General features: G+C 70.1%; 27 protein-coding genes. 9 read left to right on the top strand and 18 right to left on the bottom strand.

The annotated features are described in order from the left end of the window. Nucleotides 1–42 precede the first annotated feature (42 nt). Nucleotides 43–2,070 carry an AsmA family protein gene (locus TSO221_RS19265; protein WP_158284140.1) on the top strand — a complete coding sequence of 676 codons (2,028 nt, stop codon included), beginning with the start codon at nt 43–45 and terminating at the stop codon, nt 2,068–2,070. Between the two features lie 12 nt (nt 2,071–2,082). On the opposite strand, the gene TSO221_RS19260 is transcribed toward TSO221_RS19265, so the two are convergent. Beyond that, nucleotides 2,083–2,658: a hypothetical protein gene (locus TSO221_RS19260; protein WP_109120142.1), complete on the bottom strand. Its 576-nt coding sequence runs from the start codon at nt 2,656–2,658 to the stop codon at nt 2,083–2,085. Nucleotides 2,659–2,822: 164 nt separating this feature from the next. Here TSO221_RS19260 and coaD point away from each other — a divergent pair, with 164 nt between their 5' ends. Next, complete coding sequence (gene coaD, locus TSO221_RS19255) at nt 2,823–3,335, top strand: pantetheine-phosphate adenylyltransferase (RefSeq protein WP_109120141.1); 513 nt, start codon at nt 2,823–2,825, stop codon at nt 3,333–3,335. Between the two features lie 145 nt (nt 3,336–3,480). On the opposite strand, the gene TSO221_RS19250 is transcribed toward coaD, so the two are convergent. Together TSO221_RS19250 and TSO221_RS19245 are read right to left on the bottom strand one after the other, a co-directional pair. Beyond that, complete coding sequence (locus tag TSO221_RS19250; RefSeq protein ID WP_109120140.1) at nt 3,481–3,741, bottom strand: hypothetical protein; 261 nt, start codon at nt 3,739–3,741, stop codon at nt 3,481–3,483. Between the two features lie 97 nt (nt 3,742–3,838). After that, nucleotides 3,839–4,300: a cytochrome c gene (locus TSO221_RS19245; protein ID WP_109120139.1), complete on the bottom strand. Its 462-nt coding sequence runs from the start codon at nt 4,298–4,300 to the stop codon at nt 3,839–3,841. 90 nt (nt 4,301–4,390) lie between these two features. On the opposite strand from TSO221_RS19245, the gene corA reads away from it, so the two are divergent. Together corA and TSO221_RS19235 are read left to right on the top strand one after the other, a co-directional pair. Beyond that, nucleotides 4,391–5,362 (top strand): magnesium/cobalt transporter CorA, encoded by a 972-nt coding sequence (corA, locus tag TSO221_RS19240; RefSeq protein ID WP_109120138.1) that lies wholly within the window; start codon nt 4,391–4,393, stop codon nt 5,360–5,362. Between the two features lie 74 nt (nt 5,363–5,436). Further along, on the top strand, nt 5,437–5,826 hold the full coding sequence (locus tag TSO221_RS19235; protein WP_109120137.1) for a hypothetical protein: 390 nt from the start codon (nt 5,437–5,439) through the stop codon (nt 5,824–5,826). A gap of 47 nt (nt 5,827–5,873) precedes the next feature. Here the strand turns inward: TSO221_RS19235 and TSO221_RS19230 are convergent, their stop codons facing one another. The 5 genes from TSO221_RS19230 to TSO221_RS19210 form a co-directional block, all read right to left on the bottom strand. After that, complete coding sequence (locus TSO221_RS19230; protein ID WP_109120136.1) at nt 5,874–6,950, bottom strand: BMP family ABC transporter substrate-binding protein; 1,077 nt, start codon at nt 6,948–6,950, stop codon at nt 5,874–5,876. 58 nt (nt 6,951–7,008) lie between these two features. Continuing rightward, a complete protein-coding gene (locus TSO221_RS19225; RefSeq protein ID WP_146208852.1) occupies nt 7,009–7,212 on the bottom strand; it encodes a hypothetical protein in 204 nt (67 codons plus the stop codon). A 63-nt stretch (nt 7,213–7,275) separates the two neighbouring features. After that, entirely contained in the window at nt 7,276–8,208 is a 933-nt protein-coding gene (locus TSO221_RS19220; protein ID WP_109120134.1) for an ABC transporter permease, read from the bottom strand. Further along, a complete protein-coding gene (locus tag TSO221_RS19215) occupies nt 8,205–9,281 on the bottom strand; it encodes an ABC transporter permease (protein ID WP_109120133.1) in 1,077 nt (358 codons plus the stop codon). Before TSO221_RS19215 ends, TSO221_RS19220 begins: the two co-directional genes overlap by 4 nt. Before the next feature lie 21 nt (nt 9,282–9,302). Then, complete coding sequence (locus tag TSO221_RS19210; protein WP_109120132.1) at nt 9,303–10,856, bottom strand: ABC transporter ATP-binding protein; 1,554 nt, start codon at nt 10,854–10,856, stop codon at nt 9,303–9,305. Between the two features lie 172 nt (nt 10,857–11,028). On the opposite strand from TSO221_RS19210, the gene TSO221_RS19205 reads away from it, so the two are divergent. From TSO221_RS19205 to TSO221_RS19195, 3 genes are all read left to right on the top strand, one after another. Further along, nucleotides 11,029–11,910: a folate-binding protein YgfZ gene (locus TSO221_RS19205; RefSeq protein ID WP_109120131.1), complete on the top strand. Its 882-nt coding sequence runs from the start codon at nt 11,029–11,031 to the stop codon at nt 11,908–11,910. Nucleotides 11,911–12,043: 133 nt separating this feature from the next. Further along, nucleotides 12,044–12,631, top strand: coding sequence for a PRC-barrel domain-containing protein (locus TSO221_RS19200; protein ID WP_109120130.1), 588 nt, complete (start codon nt 12,044–12,046; stop codon nt 12,629–12,631). Nucleotides 12,632–12,778: 147 nt separating this feature from the next. Next, nucleotides 12,779–15,223 (top strand): tetratricopeptide repeat protein, encoded by a 2,445-nt coding sequence (locus TSO221_RS19195; RefSeq protein ID WP_109120129.1) that lies wholly within the window; start codon nt 12,779–12,781, stop codon nt 15,221–15,223. 12 nt (nt 15,224–15,235) lie between these two features. Here the strand turns inward: TSO221_RS19195 and TSO221_RS19190 are convergent, their stop codons facing one another. Genes TSO221_RS19190 through TSO221_RS19180 form a run of 3 tightly spaced genes read right to left on the bottom strand, consistent with a single transcriptional unit; the run spans nt 15,236 to nt 17,635 of the window. Continuing rightward, complete coding sequence (locus TSO221_RS19190; protein WP_109120128.1) at nt 15,236–15,931, bottom strand: ATP12 family protein; 696 nt, start codon at nt 15,929–15,931, stop codon at nt 15,236–15,238. Then, a complete protein-coding gene (locus TSO221_RS19185; RefSeq protein WP_109120127.1) occupies nt 15,928–16,608 on the bottom strand; it encodes an HAD-IA family hydrolase in 681 nt (226 codons plus the stop codon). The genes TSO221_RS19190 and TSO221_RS19185 overlap by 4 nt, the downstream gene beginning before the upstream one ends. Nucleotides 16,609–16,648: 40 nt before the next feature. Next, entirely contained in the window at nt 16,649–17,635 is a 987-nt protein-coding gene (locus tag TSO221_RS19180) for an RluA family pseudouridine synthase (RefSeq protein WP_199229535.1), read from the bottom strand. Between the two features lie 121 nt (nt 17,636–17,756). On the opposite strand from TSO221_RS19180, the gene TSO221_RS19175 reads away from it, so the two are divergent. Next, entirely contained in the window at nt 17,757–18,341 is a 585-nt protein-coding gene (locus tag TSO221_RS19175) for a cysteine hydrolase family protein (RefSeq protein WP_247878129.1), read from the top strand. On the opposite strand, the gene TSO221_RS19170 is transcribed toward TSO221_RS19175, so the two are convergent. The 6 genes from TSO221_RS19170 to TSO221_RS19145 form a co-directional block, all read right to left on the bottom strand. Further along, nucleotides 18,328–19,203 (bottom strand): hypothetical protein, encoded by an 876-nt coding sequence (locus TSO221_RS19170; protein ID WP_109120124.1) that lies wholly within the window; start codon nt 19,201–19,203, stop codon nt 18,328–18,330. The genes TSO221_RS19175 and TSO221_RS19170 overlap by 14 nt on opposite strands. After that, on the bottom strand, nt 19,200–19,544 hold the full coding sequence (locus TSO221_RS19165) for a DUF190 domain-containing protein (RefSeq protein ID WP_109120123.1): 345 nt from the start codon (nt 19,542–19,544) through the stop codon (nt 19,200–19,202). Before TSO221_RS19165 ends, TSO221_RS19170 begins: the two co-directional genes overlap by 4 nt. Before the next feature lie 3 nt (nt 19,545–19,547). Next, complete coding sequence (gene crcB, locus TSO221_RS19160; protein ID WP_109120180.1) at nt 19,548–19,937, bottom strand: fluoride efflux transporter CrcB; 390 nt, start codon at nt 19,935–19,937, stop codon at nt 19,548–19,550. A gap of 139 nt (nt 19,938–20,076) precedes the next feature. Beyond that, nucleotides 20,077–20,283, bottom strand: a complete 207-nt coding sequence (locus TSO221_RS19155) for a hypothetical protein (RefSeq protein ID WP_109120122.1) — start codon at nt 20,281–20,283, stop codon at nt 20,077–20,079. Between the two features lie 42 nt (nt 20,284–20,325). Continuing rightward, on the bottom strand, nt 20,326–21,648 hold the full coding sequence (locus TSO221_RS19150) for a replication-associated recombination protein A (protein ID WP_109120121.1): 1,323 nt from the start codon (nt 21,646–21,648) through the stop codon (nt 20,326–20,328). Between the two features lie 20 nt (nt 21,649–21,668). Beyond that, nucleotides 21,669–21,953: a hypothetical protein gene (locus TSO221_RS19145; RefSeq protein ID WP_109120120.1), complete on the bottom strand. Its 285-nt coding sequence runs from the start codon at nt 21,951–21,953 to the stop codon at nt 21,669–21,671. 109 nt (nt 21,954–22,062) lie between these two features. On the opposite strand from TSO221_RS19145, the gene TSO221_RS19140 reads away from it, so the two are divergent. Further along, on the top strand, nt 22,063–22,326 hold the full coding sequence (locus TSO221_RS19140) for a hypothetical protein (RefSeq protein WP_109120119.1): 264 nt from the start codon (nt 22,063–22,065) through the stop codon (nt 22,324–22,326). Between the two features lie 226 nt (nt 22,327–22,552). On the opposite strand, the gene TSO221_RS19135 is transcribed toward TSO221_RS19140, so the two are convergent. After that, nucleotides 22,553–23,131, bottom strand: a complete 579-nt coding sequence (locus tag TSO221_RS19135; RefSeq protein ID WP_109120118.1) for a YqaA family protein — start codon at nt 23,129–23,131, stop codon at nt 22,553–22,555. Between the last annotated feature and the right edge of the window lie 89 nt (nt 23,132–23,220).

Below are 23,220 nucleotides of genomic sequence, written 5' to 3'. Positions count from 1 at the left end.
GGAAAGACCCGGAACGCAGCAGCAGGCATGAAGGGGGGCGGCATGAAGAAGCTCCTGATCGCGGTCGCCGCCATCGTCGGCGTCGTCATCGTCGTCGTGGCCGCCCTCCCCTACGTCCTCACCGGCGGCTTCATCGCCGAGCGTCTCGCGGCGGCGGTGAAGGAACGCACCGGCCGCGACCTGTCCATCCGCTTCGCCTCGGTGTCGGTGTTTCCCCACATCCGGGCGATGGTGGAGACGGCGGCGCTCTCGGACGTGCCGGGCAGCGGGCGGCCACCGATGCTCGAACTCGGGGCGAGCGAGTTGGAGATCCCGGTGTGGCCGCTGCTGCGCGGCACGGTGGAGGTGCGGCGCCTGACGGTCGATGGCCTTCGCGCCAACCTCCTGGTCGACGCCGAGGGGCGGCCCAACTGGGACTTCGGCCAAGGGGGCGGCACCCAGGAGGCCGGCGCAGCCCAGCCGAAGTCCGCGGAGCCGGTCCGCCTTCCCGACACCCGCCTCGGCGACGTCCGCCTCGGCAACGCGTCGGCCACCTATCGGGACGAGCGCACCGGCCAGTCCGTGCAGGTGTCGGACGGGGCGCTGACCGTCACCATGCCCGATCTCGACACCCCCGCCCAGGTCGATGGCAGCGCGAAGGTCAACGACCGGGCGCTCGTCCTGAGGGCCACGGTCGCGTCGCCGCGCGCCCTGGCGGAGCAGCGGCCGACGACCGTGCGGGGCGAGGTCTCGTCCGACCTGTTCGAGGCCAGGCTGGAGGCCGGGCCGGAGGCGGACGGGCGCACCGGCGGGCCGCTGTCGGTGTCGGTCCCGGACCTGCGCGCCGTGGCCGCCTGGCTCGGCGTGCCGAACCCGCAGACCCTGCCCGTGCGCAGCGTGAGCCTTGCCGGCAAGGCCGGCCTCGGCGGGCGGCAGGCCGCGCTCGACGGGCTGACGCTGGCGCTCGACGACATCAAGGCGAGCGGCGACGCGACGGCCGACTGGTCCGGCCGGGTGCCGGCGGTGACGGTGCGCGCATCGGTCGATCCGGTGAACCTCGACCGCTTCCTCCCCCCGGACCGCGGCGGGCGCTCCGCCGGGTGGAGCGACGAGCCGATCGACGTCTCGGCGCTGCGGCGTGCGAATATCGACGCGGTGATCGAGAGCCGGGGACTCCAGGTCCGCAACATCAAGCTCGGGCCGAGCCGGACGACGCTGCGCCTGCAGGACGGCGTCCTGGCGGTCGAGACGCCGGACCTCCCCGCGCTGGGCGGGCGGACCAGCACCGCGGTGCGGATCGACGCCACCCGCCAGCCGGCCGGCTTCGCGCTGAAGGCCTCCGCCGACGGCCTGCGGGCAGAGCAGATGCTCGCCACCCTGGCCGGAACGGACCGCCTGCGCGGCGCCACGTCGCTCGAAGCGGATCTTGCCGCCGCCGGGGCCAGCCAGAAGGCCCTGGTCTCCGCCCTGAACGGGACCGCCCGCATCGTCCTCCACAATGGCGCGCTGAAGGGCATCAACATCGCCGCCATCCTGCGCGATCCGATCGCGGCCGCCACCGGCGGCCAGCAGGGCGCCGCCCAGGAGACCGATTTCGCCGAGTTCGGCGGCAACTTCCGCCTCGAGAACGGTGTGGCCCATACGGCGGACCTGCACATGCAGGCGCCGCTCTTCCGCCTCGACGGCGCGGGAGCGGTGTCGCTGCCGGCACGGACGCTCGACCTCCGCCTCAACCCGACGGCCGCGGCGACCGTGAAGGGTCAGGGCGGGCGGCGCGACCTTGCCGGCGTGACGGTCCCCGTTCTCGTCACCGGGACCTTCGACTCCCCGTCGATCCAGCCGGACTTCAGCGCGGTCGCGGCTTCAGCCATCGGCGACCCGGCGAAGGCGGCCGACGCGGTGCGGCGCCTCAAGGAAGGCGCCTCCCCGGCCGACATCCTCGGCGGCCTGACGGGCTCGGGCAGCTCGGGCTCCCCCGGCGGGCGGACGGACGGCTCGTCCGATCCCGTCGGCAACGCGCTGAAGGGCGCGCCGGCGCAGATCCCCAAGGGATCGGTGGAACAGGGGCTCAAGGGGCTGTTCGGCCGCTGAGCGCGGGCCCCGTCACGCCCCCCGCTTCGCCGTCGCCGCGAGGTACTGCGCCGCCGCCCTCAGCAGGAACTCCGCCACCGCGAGGTCGCCGACGTCGCGGTCCGGACCGCCGAGCCGCTGGTCGCCCTCGGCGTGGACCAGCGCGGCGGCGATCACCTCGGCGGTGATCCAGGCGCGGCGCTCGTCCTCCGGCACCTCGTCCAGGCGTTCCATCAGCTCGCCGCAGGCGGACTCGATGTCGGCCAGCGTCGGGTGCTCGGCCCTGAGGTAGGCGACCTCGCCGTCCGGAGTCGCCGCCCCATGATAGGCACGGGCGAGCAGCGCCGTCTCGATGGCCTGCCGGAAGATCGTGCTGCGCGGCCGGGTGCGGCGGCGCAGGCGCATCGTCATCATGGTGAACAGCTGGGCCACCGGCTCCGCGCGGTCGGGCGGCACCTCGTCGAGGATGTCGAGGATCTCGGCCGTGACGGCGTTGCGCGCCGGCTGGCCGGGCCGCTGCACCGAGGTGGCGAAGACCGCGATCAGCGTGCGCAGCGCATCCGCCTGCTCGTCGGCGGTGATGCGGCCGAGGTCCCCGGGATCGAACATGAAGCGCCCTCCACCAGTTCAAGGAAGATGGGATGGGATCCTTTTCTTGAACTGGGGCGCGGCGGGCCGGCCGGAAAGCGACCCCGTCCGTTCGCGCCGGGCGCGTTCTTCCGTCGGCATTTCCGTGTTATCACCTGAGGGCAGACGTTCCGGAGCCCCTTGCCATGGCCACCGCCATCTACGCCGCCAGCCTCGACCCGATCACCCGCGGGCACCTGTGGATGATCCAGCAGGGGGCGCGGCTGTTCGACCGCGTCATCGTCGGCATCGGCCACAACCCCGGCAAGACGCCCACCTTCCCGCTGGAGCAGCGCCTGGAGCTGACCCGCACCAGCATCGCCGAGGCCGGGCTGGACGGCCGGATCGAGGTGGACAGCTTCGAGCGGGTGTTCCTGGTGGACTTCGCCCGCACGCGCGGCGCCGACATCCTGCTGCGCGGCATCCGCAACGAGTCGGACTTCACCTACGAGATGACCATGCGCCACGTGAACGGCGACCTGGCGCCGGACATGCTGACCGTCGCGCTGATGCCGCCGCGCGAGCTGCGCGAGATTAGCTCCAGCTTCGTGCGCGGGCTGGTCGGGCACGCCGGGTGGGAGAAGGTGGTCGGCCGCTACGTCACGCCCGGCGTGCTGGCCGCCATGCAGGAGCGCTACGCCGACCGGCTGAACCTCTAACCCGTCTGCGCGGGAACCACCCGCCCCGTCCCCTGTTGTCCGGGGCAGCACAGAGGGACCATGACCGCTCATCGGCCCCGCCGGCGTCATCAGGAACGCCGGCGGGGCCGAACCGTTTCGGGGGTCGGTTCCCGTTGCGGCGATTCTACGGCTGCACGCCGAAGGCGGGGTTGTCGCTGGTTCCGTACATGGTCGCGTCGCCGCGGTCCGCCCGGCCGGTGCCGGAGGGGCCGAGACGGCTGGAGCTCGTGCACTCCGGGCTCACGTTGCCCGGCGGGCAGGCCGCGTCGGTGCGGCCGAATCCGGCGCTTCCGGCGTTGGTGGTGGGCATGGAGTTGTCCTGCGCGCAGCCGGCCGCGGCGGCCAGCACCAGCAGGGACAGTCCGGCGATCAGCGAACGATGCATGGCGTCCCCGTCCTTCCCCGGCCGGTCGAGCGGGCGGAATTGCACCGCTTGCGCCGGCCCCTCGGGCGAAGAACAGGAAATCCGCGCCTTCGTCGCGTCAGCGCTTCGCCTGCGCGGAGGCGCGCGCCTGCCGCTCGCGCGCGGCGGGCGGCCAGGTGCTCTTGATGTAGGCCAGCACGGCAACGATCTCGCGCTCGCTCAGCACGCCCTTGAACCCCGGCATGTCGCTGACGTAGCCGGCCGGGGCGAAGGGCGCCATGCCCTCGCGCACCATGGCGAGGAGTTGCTCGTCGGCGTGGTGCCAGGTGTGCCCCTCGGCGTCGTGCGGCGGGGCCGGCAGGCGGCCGTCCGGCCGGCGCTCGCGCCAGTTCGGCTGGCCCTCCAGGCCGGCGCCGTGGCACGACGCGCAGTGCTGCGCGTAGGTCAGCTTGCCCAGCGCCACCAGCGGCGCGTTGTCGGGGTCCGGGCGCAGGTCGGCGTCGCCGCCACCGAGCACCAGGGCGTACGCCAGCCCCGCCACCACGGCGATCCCCAGCAGCCAGACGCTGATCCGCACCATGCCAATGCCCTTCCCTCTCCGCCGCCGCCTCGACAGGGGGCGGGCGGCGCGTCTAGGCTCCTAGCAGATTTCTGGGACCGGAGGAAACGCATGAGCCAGGTTGTCGCGTCCGCCGCCTACCACGAGGGCCGCCGCGTCGCCGACGTGCCGGTCGAGGAGGCCGGGGCCTGGGCGGCGCGCGAGGGCCACTTCGTGTGGGTCGGCCTGCTGGAGCCGGACGAGGCGCTGCTGCGCCGCGTGCAGGAGCAGTTCGCCCTGCACGATCTGGCGCTGGAGGACGCGCTGCACGCCCACCAGCGCCCGAAGATCGAGGTGTACGGCGACGCGCTGTTCCTGGTGCTGCGCACCGCGCGGCTGACCGACGGGCGCATCCATTTCGGCGAGACGCACGTCTTCGCCGGGCGCAACTACGTGGTGACGGTGCGGCACGGCGCGTCGGCCACCTATTCCCCGGTCCGCACCCGCGCCGAGAGCGCGCCGGACCTGCTGCGCCACGGCGTGGACTTCGTGCTCTACGCCGTCATGGACTATGTGGTGGACTGCTATTTCCCGGTGCTCGACGCGCTGGAGGCCGACGTGGGGCGGATGGAGCAGAAGCTGCTGCACCGCCCGCCGACCCCGGCGGAGGTGGAGCGCATCGCCCACGTCCGCCGCGACCTGGAGCGGCTGCGCCGCGCCGCCTCGCCGCTGACGGAGGTGTGCTCGCGCCTGGAGCGCTTCCCGCTGCCGATGATCGACGAGGAGATGCACCCCTATTTCCGCGACGTCTACGACCACGTGATCCGGGCGAACGAAGCGGTGGTATCCTTGCGCGAGCTGCTGTCCTTCGCCTTCGAGGCCAGCATGATGCTCGCCTCGGCGCGGCAGAACGACGTGACGCGCAAGCTGGCGGCCTGGGCCGCCATCCTGGCGGTGCCGACCGCGGTGGCCGGCATCTACGGCATGAACTTCAAGACCATGCCGGAGCTGGAGTGGACCTACGGCTACCCGATGGCGCTGACGGCGATCGTCACCGTGTGCGGGGTGCTGTACTGGCGCTTCAAGCGGATCGGGTGGTTGTAGGGGGCTTGAACGCCCGCGGCGCGGCGCCGTAGGGTGGGCGCCCCACGATTTCTTCGTTCCGGGAGTTGACGACGATGTCCGACCCCAAGGACGCGCTCCGCGCGCTGCTGGAGACCTACCTGCGCTGCCCGGTCCAGCCGGTGCTGAGCGAGCTGGAGCAGGGCCTGCGCGCCTACCAGACGGAATGGATCCGCGCCCGCGCCGGCGGCGACGCTCCCGCGCTCGCCGATCCCGCCAAAACGGCCATCCCCAAGGCGAAGTTCAAGGTGGACGGCGGCGACCGCGCGGTGCTGGAGCGCATCGCCGGGGGCTGGCTGCCGACCACCGCCGAGGTGCCGCGCTGGGCGTGGCTGGAGGACCGCGAGCTGGTCAAGCTGGAACCCAACCCCGCCGGCTCGGGCCCCGAGGTGCTGCGCATGGGCGACGAGGGCTGGCGCGTCCTCGGCCGCAACCCGCCGGGCTGACCGGCGGGCGACATGAGGGCGGGGACGGGGCCCCGCCCTGCGTCACGTCACTTCGGCAGCTTGCCGACGACGCCCTCGACGAAGTAGTCCATCTTCAGGATCTGCTCGTCGGTGGCGCTCTTGCCGGCCGGGATCACCTCCTTGCCGGACTGGTCCTTGATCGGGCCGGCGAAGGGATGGCGCGCGCCGGACACGATGTCGGCCTTGGTCTTGTCGGCCGTCGCCACCACGTCCGCCGGGATCGCCGGGTTGTACGGGGCGAGGTGCAGCATGGCGTCCTTGATGCCGCCCCAGGTGTCCTCCGACTTCCAGCCGCCGGCCAGCAGCTTCTTGGTGCGGTCGACGTAATAGCCGCCCCAGTCGTCGACGATGGCGGTCAGGTGCGCCTTCGGGCCGAAGCGGGTCATGTCGGACGACTGGCCGACGGCGAACAGGCCGCGCTCCTCGGCGGCCTGGATCGGCGCCGGGCTGTCGGTGTGCTGGACGATGACGTCGGCGCCCTGGTCGATCAGCGCCTTGGCGGCCTCGGCCTCCTTCGGCGGGTCGTACCAGCTGTTCACCCACACCACGCGCACCTCGGCCTTCGGGTTGACCTTGCGCAGGGCGATCGTCATGGCGTTGATGCCGCTGACCACCTCGGGAATCGGGAAGGACGCGACGTAGCCGATGACGTTGGACTTCGTCATCTTGCCGACGATCTCGCCGACGATGGTCCGCCCCTCGTAGAAGCGCGCCGAGTAGGTGGCGAGGTTGGCCGAGCGCTTGTAGCCCGTGGCGTGCTCGAACTTCACGTCGGGGTAGCGCTGCGCCACCTTCAGCGTCGGGTTCATGAAGCCGAACGAGGTGGTGAAGATCAGCTTGTGGCCCTGGGCGGCCAGCTGGTCGATGACGCGCTCGGCGTCGGCGCCTTCCGGCACGTTCTCGACGTAGGTGGTGGTGACCTTGTCGCCCAGCTCCTTCTCGAGCTGCAGGCGGCCCTGGTCATGCTGATAGGAATAGCCGTGGTCGCTGATCGGGCCGACATAGACGAAGCCGACCTTCAGCTTGTCCTGCGCCACCGCCCCGCCGGCACCGACCGCCAGCGCCACCGCGGCGCCCGCGAGGCCGAGGAGGGCCTTGCCCATGGTTCGTCTGTTCACGTGAGAGCTCCCTGTATTTGACTGGTTGGGCATGAATCGGGAATCACGCGCCGCCGGCACGGCGCGGTTGACGGGCGGCCAGCGCGATCTGAAGGAATTGCGACTGCTCCTCGATCCAGCCCTCCACGCGCGACACGCGCTGGGCCAGGTCGTCCACCTTGTTCTCGATGCGGCGCGCCGTCTCGGTCAGCGCACTCAGCAACGCGAACAGCTCGCCTTCCCGCTCCGGCGTCATCGGTGGCTCCATACCTGGATCGACGAAACAGCGTAGCGCACTTTTGCAACGCGCAGAACGGGCGTCAAGCGGCACTCAACCGTCGGGATGGAACACCTTGCCGAGGCAGGCCGGCGCGTTCAGCCGGATGCGGGCGACGTCCCGCGAAATCGCCACAAGTACCAGGATCGTCGCCAAATACGGCAGCATTGACAAGAGTTGTGAGGGCACCGCGAAACCATGTCCCTGCACGTGCAGCTGGGCGATGGTGACGCCGCCGAACAGCCACGCGCCGAGCAGCACCCGCCCCGGCTTCCAGGTCGAGAAGACGACCAGCGCCAGCGCGATCCAGCCGCGCCCGGCGGTCATGTTCTCCGCCCACATCGGCGTGTAGTCGAGCGACAGGTAGGCGCCGGCGATGCCGCTCATGGCGCCGCCGAACAGCACCGCCAGGAAGCGGATTCGCACCACCTTGTAGCCCAGCGCGTGCGCCGCCGCGTGGTTCTCGCCCACCGCCCGCAGCACCAGCCCGGCGCGCGTCGAGAACAGGAACCAGTGCACCGCCGGCACCATCGCCAGGCCCAGATAGACCAGCGCGTCCTGCCCGAACAGCGCCGGGCCGATCACCGGCAGGTCGGTGAGGCCGGGGATGCGCAGCTCCGGCACGTCCTGGATGGGACGGCCGACCCAGCCCTGCCCGACCAGGGCCGACAGGCCGACTCCGAACAGCGTCAGCGCCAGACCGGTCGCCACCTGGTTGGCCAGCAGCCCCAGCGTCAGCACGCCGAACAGCGCCCCCATGGCCAGCCCCGCCACCGCCGCGGCGACGAAGCCGAGCGTCGAGCTGCCGGTGCTCGCCGCCACCATGAAGCCGATCACCGCGCCGGCCAGCATCATCCCCTCGACGCCGAGGTTCAGCACGCCGGACTTCTCCACCACCAGCTCGCCCAGCGCCGCGAACAGCAGCGGCGTCGCGGCGGTCAGCATGGCCGCCAGCACCGGGCCGAGGAACACGACGACCTCGCTCATGCCGCCACCCTCCGGGCGCCGAGGCGGACGCGGTAGCGGATCAGCACATCGCAGGCGAGCAGGAAGAACAGCAGCATGCCCTGGAACACCCCGGTGATCGCCTTGGGCAGGCCGAGCGCGATCTGCGCTGCCTCGCCGCCGATGAAGGACAGCGCCATCAGCAGCCCGGCCAGCAGGATGCCTACCGGGTGCAGCCGGCCGAGGAAGGCGACGATGATCGCCGTGAAGCCATAGCCCGGCGAGATCGACGGCGTGATCTGCCCGATCGGCCCCGCCACCTCGCCCAGCCCGGCCAAGCCGGCCAGCCCGCCGGACAGCAGCAGCGTCAGCCAGACGATGCGCTTCTCGTTGAAGCCGGCGTAGCCCGCCGCCGCCGGGGTCAGGCCGATGACGCGGATCTGGAAGCCGATGAAGGTGCGGCTCATCAGCACCCAGCCGCCGGCCACCGCCAGCAGCGCGAACAGCGAGCCGAGGTGCACGCGCGTGCCCTGGATCAGGTGCGGCAGGGTGGCGTCCGGCTCGAACATCCGCGATTCGGGGAAGGCGAAGCCCTCCGGGTCGCGGTACGGCCCGTTGATCAGGTAGTTGAGCAGCAGGAGCGCCACGTAGGTCAGCATCAGGCTGGTCAGGATCTCGCTGGCGTTGAAGCGCAGCTTCAGCCACGCCGGGATCGCCGCCCACAGCATGCCGCCGGCCACGCCGCCGAGGACCATCAGCGGCAGCACCCACCAGCCGCCGTCACCGTAGAACGCCAGCCCGATGCCGCCGCCGACGATGGCGCCCAGCGTCAGCTGCCCCTCGGCGCCGATGTTCCAGACGTTGGCGCGGAAGCCGATGGCCAGCCCGACGCCGATCAGCACCAGCGGCGTCGCCTTGACGATCAGCTCGCCCAGGCCGCGCGCGGTCGAGATCGGCTGGATGAAGAAGGCATGCAGCGCCTTCACCGGGTCGAAGCCGAGCGCCAGGAACAGCAGGAACCCGCTGGCCAGCGTCAGCGCCACCGCCAGGACGGGGGTGAGGTACACCATCGCCCGCGACGCCTGTCCGCGGGGTTCGAGACGGAGGAGGCTCATGCGCGGGTCTCCGCGGAAACGCTACGCCACACGCCCGATCTCCCCCTCGTCTTCCCCGCTGCCGCCGAACAGGCCGCCCATCAGCAGGCCGATCTGCTCCACCGTCGTCTGGTGCGACGGGGTGGACGGCGACAGCCGGCCGTGGAACAGCACCGAGATGCGGTCGCACAGCACGAACAGCTCGTCCAGGTCCTGGCTGATGACCAGCACTGCGGTGCCGCCGCGCGCCAGATCGATCAGCGCCTGATGGATCGCCGCCGCGGCGCCCGCGTCCACGCCCCAGGTCGGCTGGCCGACGATCAGCAGCTTCGGCCTCTGCAGGATCTCGCGGCCGATGATGAACTTCTGCAGATTGCCGCCGGACAGCGAGCGCGCCTCGGCCTTGTGCCCGTGCGTGACCACGTTGAACAGGTCGATGATCCGTTCGGCGTAGGAGCGGGCCCGGCCGAAATGCACGATGCCGCTGCGCACCAGCGGCTCGCGGGCGTAGCCGGACAGCAGCGCGTTCTCCGACAGGCTCAGCTCCGGCACGGCGCCACGGCCCAGCCGCTCCTCCGGCACGAAGGCGAGGCCCAGCTCGCGCCGCGCGCGGGGGCCGAGGTGGCCGACCGGGCGGCCCTCGATCAGCACCGCGGTCTCGTCGCCGATCAGCGTCTCGCCGCTCAGCGCCGCCATCAGCTCGGCCTGCCCGTTGCCGGCAACGCCGGCGATGCCCAGGATCTCGCCGGCGCGCACCTCCAGCGAGACGTCCTTCAGCTCGGTGGCGAAGGGCACGTCCGTGGTGGTGGAGAGGTGACGCACCTCCAGCCGCGGCGCGCCGGTGACCGCGGCGGCGGCGCGCTCCGGCGTCGACAGCGAGGTGCCGATCATCATCTCGGCGAGGCTGCGGGCGGTTTCCTTGCGCGGGTCGCAGGTCGCCACCACCTTGCCGCCGCGCAGCACCGTGGCGCGGTCGCACAGCGCGCGGATCTCCTCCAGCTTGTGCGAGATGTAGAGGATGGTGCAGCCCTCGGCCGCCAGCCGGCGCAGCGTCTCGAACAGCCGCCCGACCTCCTGCGGGGTGAGCACCGAGGTCGGCTCGTCCATGATCAGCAGGCGCGGATCCTGCAGCAGGCAGCGCACGATCTCCACCCGCTGGCGCTCGCCGACCGACAGGTCGAAGACGTGGCGGTCCGGGTCGAGGGCGAGGCCGTAGCGCTCGGACACCGCGCGGATCCGCACCGACAGGTCCTTCAGCGAGGTCGCCTTGTCCTCGATGCCGAGCGCGATGTTCTCCGCCACCGTCAGCGTGTCGAACAGCGAGAAGTGCTGGAACACCATGCCGATGCCGAGCCGGCGGGCGGCGTGCGGATCGGAGATGGTGACCTCCCGCCCTTCCCAGTGCAGGGTGCCGGAGTCGGCGTGCTGGACGCCGTAGATGATCTTCACCAGCGTCGACTTGCCGGCGCCGTTCTCGCCGAGCAGCGCGTGGATCTCGCCGGGCAGCAGCGCCAGGTCGACATGGTCGTTGGCGAGGCAGCCGGGAAAACGCTTCGTGATGCCGCGAAGGTCGAGGCGGGGCGTCGGTGAGGCCAAGGGTGTCGGTTCCGGAACGGTCTGGCGGGCGCGCACGCGCCAAGGACACACTAAGCCGGGCCGACGCCCTGCCGTCAACTCCCGCTGAGCGCCGATGGTACGACCGGTGTTGCGAGGCTCTTGCTCAGCGGCCCCCGTGCCGCCAAGTTTGAGGCCTGACACGGAGGACGGAATGGCCGAGACGACCGGATACGTGGTTCTGGAACAGCGCGGCGTGCTGGCGGTGACGGGCGAGGACCGCGTGGCGTTCCTGCAGGGACTGGTGTCCAACGACATGCAGGCGGTGACGCCGGAACGCGCCGTCTACAGCCTGTTCCTGACGCCGCAGGGCAAGTACCTGCACGATTTCATGGTCGCCGCCGAGGGCGACGCGCTGCTGCTGGAGGTCGAAGCGGCGCGGCGCGACGATCTGCTGAAGCGGCTGCGGATGTACAAGCTGCGCTCCAAGATCGCGCTGGAGGACCGCACGGCGGAGCGGATGGTGGTGGCACTGGTCGGTCCGGACGCGCTGGCCAGGGCCGGCCTGCCGGCCGAGCCGGGTGCCGCGGGGGCGTTCGCCGGCGGTGTCGCCTTCACCGACCCGCGCACGGCGGATCTGGGCGCCCGCGCCATCCTGCCGGCCGGGACCGACCTCGCGGCGCTGGGACTCGGCCGCCTGCCGTTCGAGGCGTGGGACTCGCGGCGCCTGGAGCTGGGCATCCCGGACGGCAGCCGCGACCTGGAGGTGGAGAAGGCGATCCCGCTGGAGAACAACCTGGACGTCTTCAACGCCATCTCCTGGGACAAGGGCTGCTACATGGGCCAGGAGCTGACGGCGCGCACCCGCTACCGCGCGCTGATCAAGAAGAAGCTGGTGCCGGTCACGCTGGACGGCCCCCTGCCCGCCCCCGGCACGCCGGTCCGCCTGGGCGACCAGGAGGTCGGCGAAATGCGAAGTGGATTGCAGAATCGGGCGCTCGCCATGCTGCGCCTGGAAGATTTGGACCGCGCCGCAAAAGAACAAATCGCATTCCAGTCCGGCGATACCATGGTCACACCACACACCCCTTCATGAATATCGGTATCGGAACCATACTTTTGACCGAGGGGTGCCCCGAAAGATATCCTTGAGCGTGGGACTATTCCGCTCCCTCCGGTGTTGTTAGGGCTGCCATGGACGAGTGAACCATGCAGGAGGAGAGAGAACCATGCGCAAGACACTGATCGCGGCCGTTTCGATGCTGGCGCTGATGACCGGCGCGGCGTTCGCCCAGTCCAGCACCGGCACGACCGCCGGCGGCTCGACCGGCAGCGGCGGCACGACGACCAACTCGCCGGCGATGCAGCGGACCGACAGCACGGCCGCCACCTCGGCCACCAGCGCCAGCCCCGCCGTCCTCGCCAGCGCCGAGAAGTTGCTGGGCAAGAACGTCTACGGCAAGAACGACGAGAAGATCGGCGAGGTCGATGACATCATCCTCGACCCGGCGTCCGGCCAGGCCAAGCAGCTCGTCGTGTCGTCCGGCGGCTTCCTCGGCATCGGCGAGAAGAAGGTCGCCATCGACTTCAACCAGGCCAAGTGGAACGACGCCGACAACCGGCTGCACGTGGCGACGTTGGGTCGCGACGACGTCAAGGCCATGTCCGAGTTCAAGTACGACGACCGCATGACGTCGCTGAACCGCAACCGCGACGCGACGCGCAGCGGCGCCACGACGGCGCCGGCCGACCGTTCCACCACCGGCGTGACCAGCCCGGCGACCCCGCCAAGCGGTACCAGCCAGCCGAAGCAATAACGCGCTTCGCACGGAAGGAACCCCCGCAGCCATCCCTGCGGGGGTTCTTTTTTCGTCCATAGTGAATGACTTGACGCCGGCACAGCGCCAAGTTGAAGACAGCCGCACCATCTGGCACAATAGCCCCATGGTTCTTGGGGGTGTGGCATGAAGGTCTTCATTTCGTATTCACACAAGGACAGCAGGTTTCGGGATAGCCTTGATGCTCACTTGGCTCCGCTGCGCAGGATGCGTGGCCTCGATGTTTGGACCGACCGCAAGATCCTGGCCGGGGAGGTCATCGACGATGAGGTGAAGCGGCAATTAACGACCGCAGACGTCATCGTCCTGTTGATCAGCCAGCATTTCTACGCGTCCGATTACTGCTACTGCACCGAACTGAAGGAGGCAATGCGACGGCACGATTCTGGTGAGGCTTGCGTCATTCCAGTCATCGTCCGCCCGGTCGATAACTGGTATGCCGATATCTTTGGCAAGCTCAAGGCATTCCCGGAGGACGGTAGGCCCATTAACAATTGGCGCAATCGGGACGAAGCGTACGCGCAGGTCGCCGCCGGAATACGCCGGCACATGGACGCGCTGGAGATCCAATTCAAGGCGAAGCGCGAAGCCCGGGCTGATACGCTGGGCGCAGCACTCAACAATCTTCCCTGGCCGGAAAACCCATACTTTCAAGATCCACACGGCATCCTCGACTGCATCGCCGAAGCGCTGATCAAGGACGGAACCACTGCGGTAACGCATGGCATGGGCGGTGTCGGTAAGACACAGGCGGCGCTCCACTATGCCCACCGGAACCAGGACAAGTATCGTGTCGTCTGGTGGGCGGAGGCGGAAACTGAAGCCGGACTCGACCTAGCCTACACGGAGTTGGCCAAGGCCCTGCGGCTGCCCGAGGCGGCGGCGCGGGACACGGCCGAGATAAGGGCGGCCGTGCGCAACTGGCTGGAACGCGAGTCGGACTGGCTGCTCATCCTCGACAACGCCGAGGATATGCCGTCGCTCTCGCGGCACCTGCCGCGGTGCCCGGCGGGGCACGTCATCATCACCTCGCGCTCGCCCGAGTGGGACCGCTTCGCGAAGCCACTGCCGCTCGACCGGTGGCCGGTTCCGGAGTCGGCCGACTTCCTGCTCGCCCGCGTCGGGCAGGGCAACCGTGCGGAGGCGGAGGCGTTGGCGCGCGACCTCGACGGCCTGCCGCTCGCCCTCGAACAGGCGGCCGCCTACGTCAAGGCGTCGGGCATCGGCTTCGCCGCTTACCGGCACCTGTTCCAGGAGCGCTTCACCGCGCTCGCCGGGCGCTCCCCACCGAGAGACTACCCTGCCCCTCTGCTAACAACCTGGAACGTTTCCTTGCAGGCCGCCGAGCGCGCCTGCGCCGCGGCTGGCGACCTGATGCGCCTGCTGGCGGTCTTCGCGCCCGACGACATCCCCCGCTCCCTGTTCCTGGAGCACGGCAGTGAATTGGCCCCGCCACTCGACGCGCTCGCCGATCAGCTCATGTTCAACGACGCCGTCGCCGCTCTCCAGCGCTATTCGTTGATCCGGGCTACGGAAGACGCCCTGTTCGTCCACCGCCTCGTCCAGCGTGTTGCAAGGAGTGGATCCGAAGACAACGCACAATGGACAAACGCTGCCATTCGCTTGACGAATGCCGCGTTTCCCCACGAATCCAACGATGTCCGCACTTGGTCGCATTGCGCCCGCTTGCGACCCCACGCGGAAGCGCTGCTGGCCGGTCTAAAAGACAGCACGGCAGAAGCGAGATCTGCGACACGTCTTCTCAACCAACTTGGTGTCTATCTGCGCGCTCGTGCCGAATTTTCGGCGGCCCACGCCTGCTACGAGCGTGCCCTGCGCATTGACGAGTCCACCCATGCCCCGGACCATCCGACCATCGCCATTCGGGTCAACAATCTTGGCGCTGTGCTTCGAGAGCAAGGTGACCTCGATGGTGCACGCGCCTGCTTCGAGCGCGCCCTGCGCATTGACGAGGCAGCCTATGGCCCGGATCACCCCGAAGTCGCCACCGACGTCAACAATCTTGGCGATGTGCTTCAAGAGCAAGGCGATCTTGATGGCGCACGCGCCTGCTACGAGCGTGCCCTGCGCATTGACGAGTCCACCCATGCCCCGGACCATCCGAACGTCGCCATTCGGGTCAACAATCTCGGCACTGTGCTTCGAGAGCAAGGTGACCTCGATGGCGCACGCGCCTGCCTAGAGCGTGCCCTGTGCATTGACGAGGCAGCCTATGGCCCGGACCATCCTAACGTCGCCAACGACGTCAACAATCTTGGCGCTGTGCTTCAAGAGCAAGGTGACCTCGATGGCGCACGCACCTGCCTAGAGCGTGCCCTGCGCATTGGCGAGGCAGCCTATGGCCCGGACCATCCTGACGTCGCCAACCAAGTCTACAATCTCGGTGCTGTGCTTGCAGCGCAAGGCCTCATCAACGACGCACACGCCTGCCTAGAGCGCGCCCTGCGCATCCTTCTCGCATTTTTTGGCAGCAATCACCCCAACACCGAATTGGTCCAACGAAATTTGGAAATGCTGAAGCGCCAGTTGCCCACAACCAAGCAGCCCTGATCCTCCGCGCCCCTACCCCGCCAGCAGATCCACGAACCGCCGCGAGGCCTCGATGTCCGCCCTGAGCGCTGCGCGGCGCTTGATGCTCTCGGCGTCCTCGCCCCACTGCTCGATCTGCCAGGTCTCGTCCACCTGGGAGGCCTCAAATGCCTCGGTCGCATCGATGCGGCGCTCGATCAGGGCCAGCGCCAGCACCAGCGAGCCGCAGGCGGCGGTGGCGTCCTGCAGGGCGCTGAGCACCCAGTCGTCGTACGCGTCCACGGCGCTGCGCAGCGCGCGGGTGGCATCCTCGGGCTGGGGCTTGGGCATCAGACCGGTGTGCACGTGCAGCGGCGCGTCGTAGCGCAGCGTCGCCCAGTCGAGGATCGGCTGCCACAGGCGGGCCTGCCGGTCCACCAGCTCGCGCGGGTGTTCGGCGCGGTAGCACAGCAGGTCGGTCTCGGCGTACTTCGCCACGCCCTCGACGATGGCCGCGCGATTCTTCGCCACCACGTCCACCGCGGTGCTGGCCAGCTGCATCATCGGCATGGAGTGCGCGTCGATCTGCTCGCCCTGCGCCTCCCACTCGCCGGCCACGGCCTGGGCGAGGGGTTCGCTGCGGAACACCAGCGGCGCCTTGGCCGGGCTGCGCACCGAGCGGCCGTCCAGCCGCACCTCCCAGCCGCCGCCCACCGCCGCGACGCTCACCGCCTTGTAGAAACGCTTCATCGCTTGCCTTCCAGAAGATCGAGCACCGCCGCGGCGACCTGCGCCCCGTCATCGACGATGCAGTCGGCGCCGGCCGCCCGAAGCTCCGGCACCTCGTGATAGCCCCAGGACACGCCGACCGACGCGATGCGGGCGTTGCGCGCCATCTGGATGTCGTAGGTGGTGTCGCCGATCATCACCGTCGCTGCCGGGCCCACGCCGGTCTCGGCCAGCGCGCGGTGCACCATGTCGGGGTGCGGCTTGCCGGGGCCGGTGTCGGCGGTCTGCAGCGTGACGAAGCGGTGCGTCAGCCCGTGCCGCTCCAGCACCGAGCGCAGGCCGCGCATCGACTTCCCCGTGGCGACGCCGAGCAGCATGCCGGCCGCCTCCAGCGCGTCCAGCGTCTCGGCTATGCCGGGGAACAGCGGCTCCTCCAGCACGCCGCGCTGGCGGCGGGCGGCGAAGGCGTCCCGGTAGGATTCGGCGACGGCGACGTGCAGGTCGTCGCTTGAGCCCGGCAGCAGCGCCGCCACCGCCGGCACCAGCGACAGGCCGACGACGCGGCGCACCGCGTTCGGGTCGGGCTCGCCCAGGCCGTGGGCGCGCCAAGCCTCCGCCATCGACTCGACGATGGCGTGCTGGCTGTCGACGAGCGTGCCGTCGCAGTCGAACAGGGCGAGGCGAAGGGGGCCGGTCATGCGGGGTGACAGGTGGGGTGCGGCAACGGCGCTCTCAAGGTTAATCGACCTCGGCGAACGGGTCGCCCTTCAGGTTGCCGCTGAAGCCCAGGTACTTCCACGTCGCCTGCATGTGCTCGGGCAGCGGCGCGGTGACGTCGATCGGCTTGCCGCCGCGCGGGTGCGGGATGATCAGGCGGCGGGCGTGCAGGTGCAGCTTCTTCGGCACCTCGGCGCCGGGCAGGAAGGCGCCCTGCCCGCCGTACTTGCCGTCGCCGAGGATCGGCGTGCCGATGGCCGCCATGTGGACGCGGAGCTGGTGGGTGCGGCCGGTGCGCGGCCACAGCGCCACGAAGGCGGCCTCCTTGCCGGCGTTCTCCAGCACCGAGAAGTAGGTGAGCGCCCGCTTGCCCTCGTCCTCGTCGGTGGCGACGCGCTCGCCGTGGGTGCTGCCCTCCTTGGCCAGGGCGAGGTCGATCTTGCCCTGGTAGGGCTTCGGCACGCCCACCGTGGCCGCCCAGTAGATCTTGCGGGCGTCGCGGCCGCGGAAGGTCTCGGCCAGCCGGCTGGCGGCGAACACCGTGCGCGCCAGCAGCAGAACGCCCGAGGTGTCCTTGTCGAGCCGGTGCACCAGCCGCGGACGCTCGGCCGAACCGAAGCGCAGCGCGTCCAGCATGGCATCCAGGTGCTTGGAGGTGCCGGTGCCGCCCTGCACGGCCAGCCCGGCCGGCTTGTCGATGGCGATCACGTCGTCGTCCTTGAACAGGACGCGGGCCTGGAGGGCGGCGACCTCCTTGTCGCTGATGACCGGCTTGGGGCGCGGGGCGCCGACGGCCTCGGCCGGGACGTTCAGCGGCGGCACGCGGATCGCCTGCCCCGCCTCGAGCCGGGTGGCGGCGTCGGCGCGCTTGCCGTCGACGCGGACCTGTCCGGTGCGCAGCAGCTTCTGCAAGTGGCCATGCCCGAGGTCCGGGTAGTGCCGCTTGAACCAGCGGTCCAGGCGGATGTCCGCCTCGTCCGCCGAAACCGTCCGTGTCTCAACCGCCATGGTGCCGCTCCGCTCGCAAAGTGGGCGCATTTGACAGAAGTCGGGTGCCGTTGTCACGCGGAGTGGTCGGGCGCGGCGCGCAATGGCACCATGCGCCCCGCCACACACCCCGGAGACCACCGTGCCCGCCCTGCCCGCCGCCCTGCCCGCCAATGCCGCCCTGCTGATCATCGACCTTCAGAAGGCCATCGACGATCCGCGCTGGGCCGTGCACGGGCCGCGCAACAACCCGCAGGCCGAGGGCAACGTCGCGGCGCTGCTGGCCGCGTGGCGGGGCACCGGCCGGCCGGTCGTGCACGTCCGCCACGATTCCGCGAAGCCGGAGTCCACCTACCGCCCCGGCAGCGCCGGCCACGCCTTCAAGCCCGAGGCGCAGCCCCACCCCGGCGAGCTGGTGGTGGGCAAGTCCACCAACAGCGCCTTCATCGGCACCGGGCTGGAGGCGTGGTTGACCGAGCGCGGCTGCACGACACTGGTCATCGCCGGGGTGATCACCAACAACAGCGTCGAGGCGACGGCCCGCATGGCCGGCAACCTGGGCTTCGACACGCAGGTGGTGGCGGATGCGTGCTTCACCTTCGGCAAGCGCGACCGCACCGGCCGGCTGTGGACCGCCGAACAGGTGCACGAGCTGTCGCTCGCCAACCTGGACGGCGAGTACGCGCGGGTCGTCGAGACGGCGGACGTGCTGGCTATGACGCATTAGCCCGGTCCCCGACGCCGAAGATCCAGCCCTCCTGACGGCGGGCGGTGCCGTCCAGCGCCGCGGGCGACCACACCTCCGGCCGCGCCGCCAGCCAGCGCAGCCCGGCGGCGGAGACCAGCGCGTCGGCGTCGTGGTCGCTGACGGACGCGGGCAGCTTGGCGGGCCGGGATTTGAGGTGGGCGAGCGCGGCGTCCACGTCCTCGGGCGCGCGGATCTTGCGCAGGCCGAAGCCGGCGCGCTTGAGGAACAGGCGCGGGTAGATCTCGGCGAACACGGTCCGGCCCGGCGCCGGCTCCTCGAAGGGCCAGACGGCGACGCGCGGGTCGGTGGCCCGCAGCGCCCGCAGCATGCGGATGCCGGCCAGCGCACCACGGCCGACCTGCTTGGAGCCGATCAGCTTGTACGGGCTCTGCGGCGAACCGTAGCCGTCGGCGCGGCAGACGCGCTCGGTCAGGCGGTGCGGGTCGGTGTACCACGCCGGCTGCCGGCCGCCGGTCCAGAAGCCGGCGGCGAAGGCGGGATGCTCGGCGAAGGGGCCGCCGAGGAAGTCGGGGTGGCCGGCGGTGGCCTGCTCGATCAGGTCCCACAGGTCGAAGGCGGTGGCCTCGGCCGGGAAATAGGTGCGGGCGACGGCGAAGGGCAGCGAGAAGGCGCAGTCGATGCCGACCAGCGCCGGACCGCGCTCCAGGCCCGCGCGCAGCCACTCGAACACCGCCTGCCGCGACCACCAGCCCGTGGGCGGCTCGACGAGCGTGGGCGGGTCATCGCCGGCAACGCACTCGGCGACGGCGACGCCGGCGTAGCGCCTGCCCTTGGCGCCGGACCAGTCGATGGCGACGAAGCGGTCGAACGCGGGGATCACGGTGCCGGCCGGTGGTCGCCGTAGCGGATCACCGTCGCCTTCTCCAGCGTGACGAGGCCGCTGCCCATCATGGATTCCAGCGTCGGCAGGAAGGCCTGGATGCGCGTGTCGGAATCGACGATCTCGACGATGAACGGCAGGTCGTTGGACAGGCGCAGGATCTTCGCCGTGTGCACGCGGCTGGAGGCGCCGTAGCCCATCACCGCGCGGATCACCGTGGCGCCGGCCAGCCCGGCCTCGCGCGCCGCCATGACGATGGCCTCGTAGAGCGGCAAGGTGCCGTGGCGGTCCAGTTCGCCGACGAAGATGCGCAGCAGGGTGGCGGTTTCCGGCATCGGCATGGCTCAGGTCCCCCTGTTCAGCAGCGCCGCGGCGACGTGCCCGGCCCACACCGCCAGCATGCACAACACGAACGACCCGACGGTGTTCGCCCCGGCCCGCGCCCACTCTCCATCCTGCAGGAGGTTCAGCGTCTGCAGGCTGAAGGACGAGAAGGTGGTGAAGCCGCCGCAGATGCCCACCATGACGAACACCCGCGCGTCCGACGGCACCAGCAGCCGCCCGTCCGGCCCGGTCAGCGTGGCGGTGAAGCCGATGACGAAGGAGCCGACGACGTTGATCACCAGCGTCCCCCACGGGAACGTCGCCCCGACCGCGTTGGCGACCACGCCCGAGGCCCAGTAGCGGGCGACCGACCCGATGGCGCCGCCGACGGCGACCCAGAGGTAGGTCATCATGGCGCGGCGGGTGAGACGCTATGAAACGCTACGAAACGCGATTCGAAGGTGTGTTTCATGCGGCGGCCCCAGGCACGATGAAGGACTTCCATCCTATCAAGCCGGCGCAGCAAACTCAAGGCGGTGTCCAGGTTCGTCAGCGCGCCCCATGCCGGAGCCGGGCGGGAGATGCCGGTGGGTGAATGCGACGAACCTCGGCAGAGGGAACAGCGGAGAGATCCGGCGCGGTATCCGGGTCGTCGGTGATCTGGCGCGCGATGTCGTCCGGCGTGGTTGCGTCCACCTTCGACCAGTCGATGCCGGACAGGTCCACCTCAGACGAGGAACGCTTTACGATAGGCATAGGTCCCTCCGGGCGAAGCCTTCCTCAAGGATATGGCGTCAATCACCCCTCGCCCGCCTTCCGGTCCCTGAGCTTGGCCCAGTAGTCCAGCCGCTTGCGGATCTCCCGCTCGAAGCCGCGTTCCACCGGCTGGTAGAATTCTCGCCGCGCCATGCCGTCGGGGAAGTAGTTCTGGCCGGAGAAGCCCTCCGCCGTGTCGTGATCGTACTCGTAGCCCTTGCCGTAGCCGATCTGCTTCATCAGCCTAGTCGGCGCGTTCAGGATGTGCTTGGGCGGCATCAGCGAGCCGGTCTCGCCCGCAGCGCGCACCGCCGCCTTGTACGCCGTGTAGGCGGCGTTCGACTTCGGCGCCGTGCCCAGGTAGATCACCAGCTGCGCGATGGCCAGTTCGCCCTCGGGCGAACCCAGGCGCTCGTACGCCTCCCAGGCGGCCATGGCCTGGGTCAGCGCGTTGGGATCGGCGAGGCCGATGTCCTCCACCGCGAAGCGGCACAGGCGGCGCGCGATGTAGCGCGGGTCCTCGCCGCCGGCCAGCATGCGGGCGAACCAGTACAGCGCCGCATCCGTGTCGGAGCCCCGCAGCGACTTGTGCAGCGCGCTGATGAGGTTGTAGTGCCCCTCCTGCGCCTTGTCGTACAGCGGCGCCCGGCGCTGGATCGTGGTGGCGAGCGCGTTGGTGTCGAGCACGGTGCCCTCCGGCAGGGCGAACAGCTCCTCGCACAGGTTCAGGCAGAAGCGGCCGTCGCCGTCGGCCATCGCCTTCAGCGCGGCGCGGGCGTCGGGGTCGAGCGGCAGGGGGCGGCCGACCTCCGCCTCGGCGCGGCCCAGCAGCTTCTCCAGCGCCGCGTCGTCCAGGCGGTTCAGCACGAACACCTGGGCGCGGCTGAGCAAGGCGGCGTTCAGCTCGAAGGACGGGTTCTCGGTGGTGGCGCCGACCAGCGTCACCGTGCCGTCCTCGACGTAGGGCAGGAAGCCGTCCTGCTGCGAGCGGTTGAAGCGGTGGATCTCGTCGATGAACAGCAGCGTCCCCTGCCCGGCCGTGCGCCGGGCGCGCGCCGCCTCGAACACCTTGCGCAGGTCGGCGACGCCGGAGAACACCGCCGACAGCGGCTCGAAGTGCAGGTCGGTGGTCTGCGCCAGCAGGCGGGCGATGGTGGTCTTGCCGCAGCCCGGCGGCCCCCACAGGATCATCGACGCCAGACGGTGCGCCGCCACCATGCGGCCGACCGGGCCGTCGGGCTTCAGCAGGTGCTCCTGCCCGACCACCTCGGCGAGCGTGCGCGGGCGCAGCCGGTCGGCCAGAGGCCGCGGGGCCTCCGATTCGAACAGGCTGTTCCCGGCGTCGCCGGGCGGTTTGCGGGCCATCACGGCACCCCGAGTCGGGCTTACTGGACCGGCGCGCAGCCCCGGAAGCACGAGCGCATCTGCTCCTCGCAGCCGGCGGTCGGGCCGAACAGGCGGTCGCGGCGCTCGTCCTCGCTGCCGCGGCGGGGAGCGGCCGAATCCATGCAGACCCGGTAGCTGCGCTCGCAATGCGCCCGGCAATCCGGCCCGGCGATGGCTTCCGACGAAGAACTGCGCGACGGCTGCGAGCGCTGGAGCGGCATGCTGCAACCGGCCAGCAGCGTCAGCACAATGGCGGCGGCCAGGGCGGGGATCGGACGGAACATCGGCTTGCCTGCTTCCTTATCGTTGTATGGTGTGCCGGAAGGCGCCCCGGATCCGGCCCGGGGACACACGCACTATGCCGGGATCGCACGCGGAAAGGGAACGGCCCAAATGAACTCGCACATCCAGGACAAGCCGGCACGACGGCGTAGCACGGTGGTGTTCTTCGCCGTGCTGTTGGGGCTCGGCCTGCTGATGCTGGTCGGGCGGATGCTGGCGCTGCCCGGCTTCACGGTCGGCGAGGCGATCTTCCCGATTCTCGGCGGCGTGTTCATCGCGGCGGCGCTCGCTGTCATCGTGATGCGCGAGCGCCGCGAGCGCACCCACATGACGCCGGAGGAACGCAACCGGCAGGACCAGGGCACGCCGCGCTGAGACTCGACCTGGAGATCCCGCGGGTTACGCGACCGAGGCAACATTCACACGGATTTCGCGGATTAAGGCACGGATTACACGGATTTTTATGCTCGCCAAATCCTGGGCCTGCCCGCCAGCCGTGGCGGTGCATGAATAAAATAGATCCGTGTAATCCATGAAAAATCCGTGCAATCCGTGTGGATTCTTGTCGTCCATCCAGCGGCTTGGCGGGGACCGAAGGTCGTCACACCAGCTTGAAGCTCAGCAGCCCGCCGATGACGATCACCAGCAGCACGGTGGTGACCAGCATCAGCCGCTTCTCGATGATCTCCTGCACCTGCGGGCCGTAGAAGTGCAGCAGGATGGCGATCATGTAGAAGCGCGAGAAGCGCGCCACCACCGAGCACAGCATGAAGATGGTGAAGTCCAGCTTGGCGAAGCCGGCGGTGATGGTCAGCAGCTTGTAGGGAATCGGCGTGACGCCCTTGAGGATCAGGAACCACGGGCCGTACAGCGCGAACATGTCCTGGAAGCGCTCGAACGACTCCTGCGCGTCGTAGAGGTCGATGACCAGCCGCCCGACGCTCTCGAACAGGAAATATCCCAGCGCGTAGCCGAAGGCGCCGCCGAGCAGCGAGGCGAAGGCGCAGAGGTTGGTGTAGCGCCAGAGCTTCTTCGGCTGCGCCAGGCACATCGGCACCAGCATGATGTCCGGCGGCAGCGGGAAGAACGAGCTTTCGGCGAAGGACACGCCGGCCATCCACCACACCGCGTCCTTGCGGGCGGCGCGCGCCAGGATCCAGTTGTACAGCGGTCGCAACATGGAACGATAACAGTCCCCTGAAAGAGAAAACCCCCTCCCCGGGCGAACCGGAGAGGGGGCGATCCTCGGCGGGCATGGGGATACCCGTC

The organism is Azospirillum sp. TSO22-1 (assembly GCF_003116015.1).
Classification (GTDB): domain Bacteria; phylum Pseudomonadota; class Alphaproteobacteria; order Azospirillales; family Azospirillaceae; genus Azospirillum.
The sequence above is the reverse complement of the archived record's forward strand: the minus strand, read 5'-3'. Positions and strand labels throughout refer to the sequence as shown.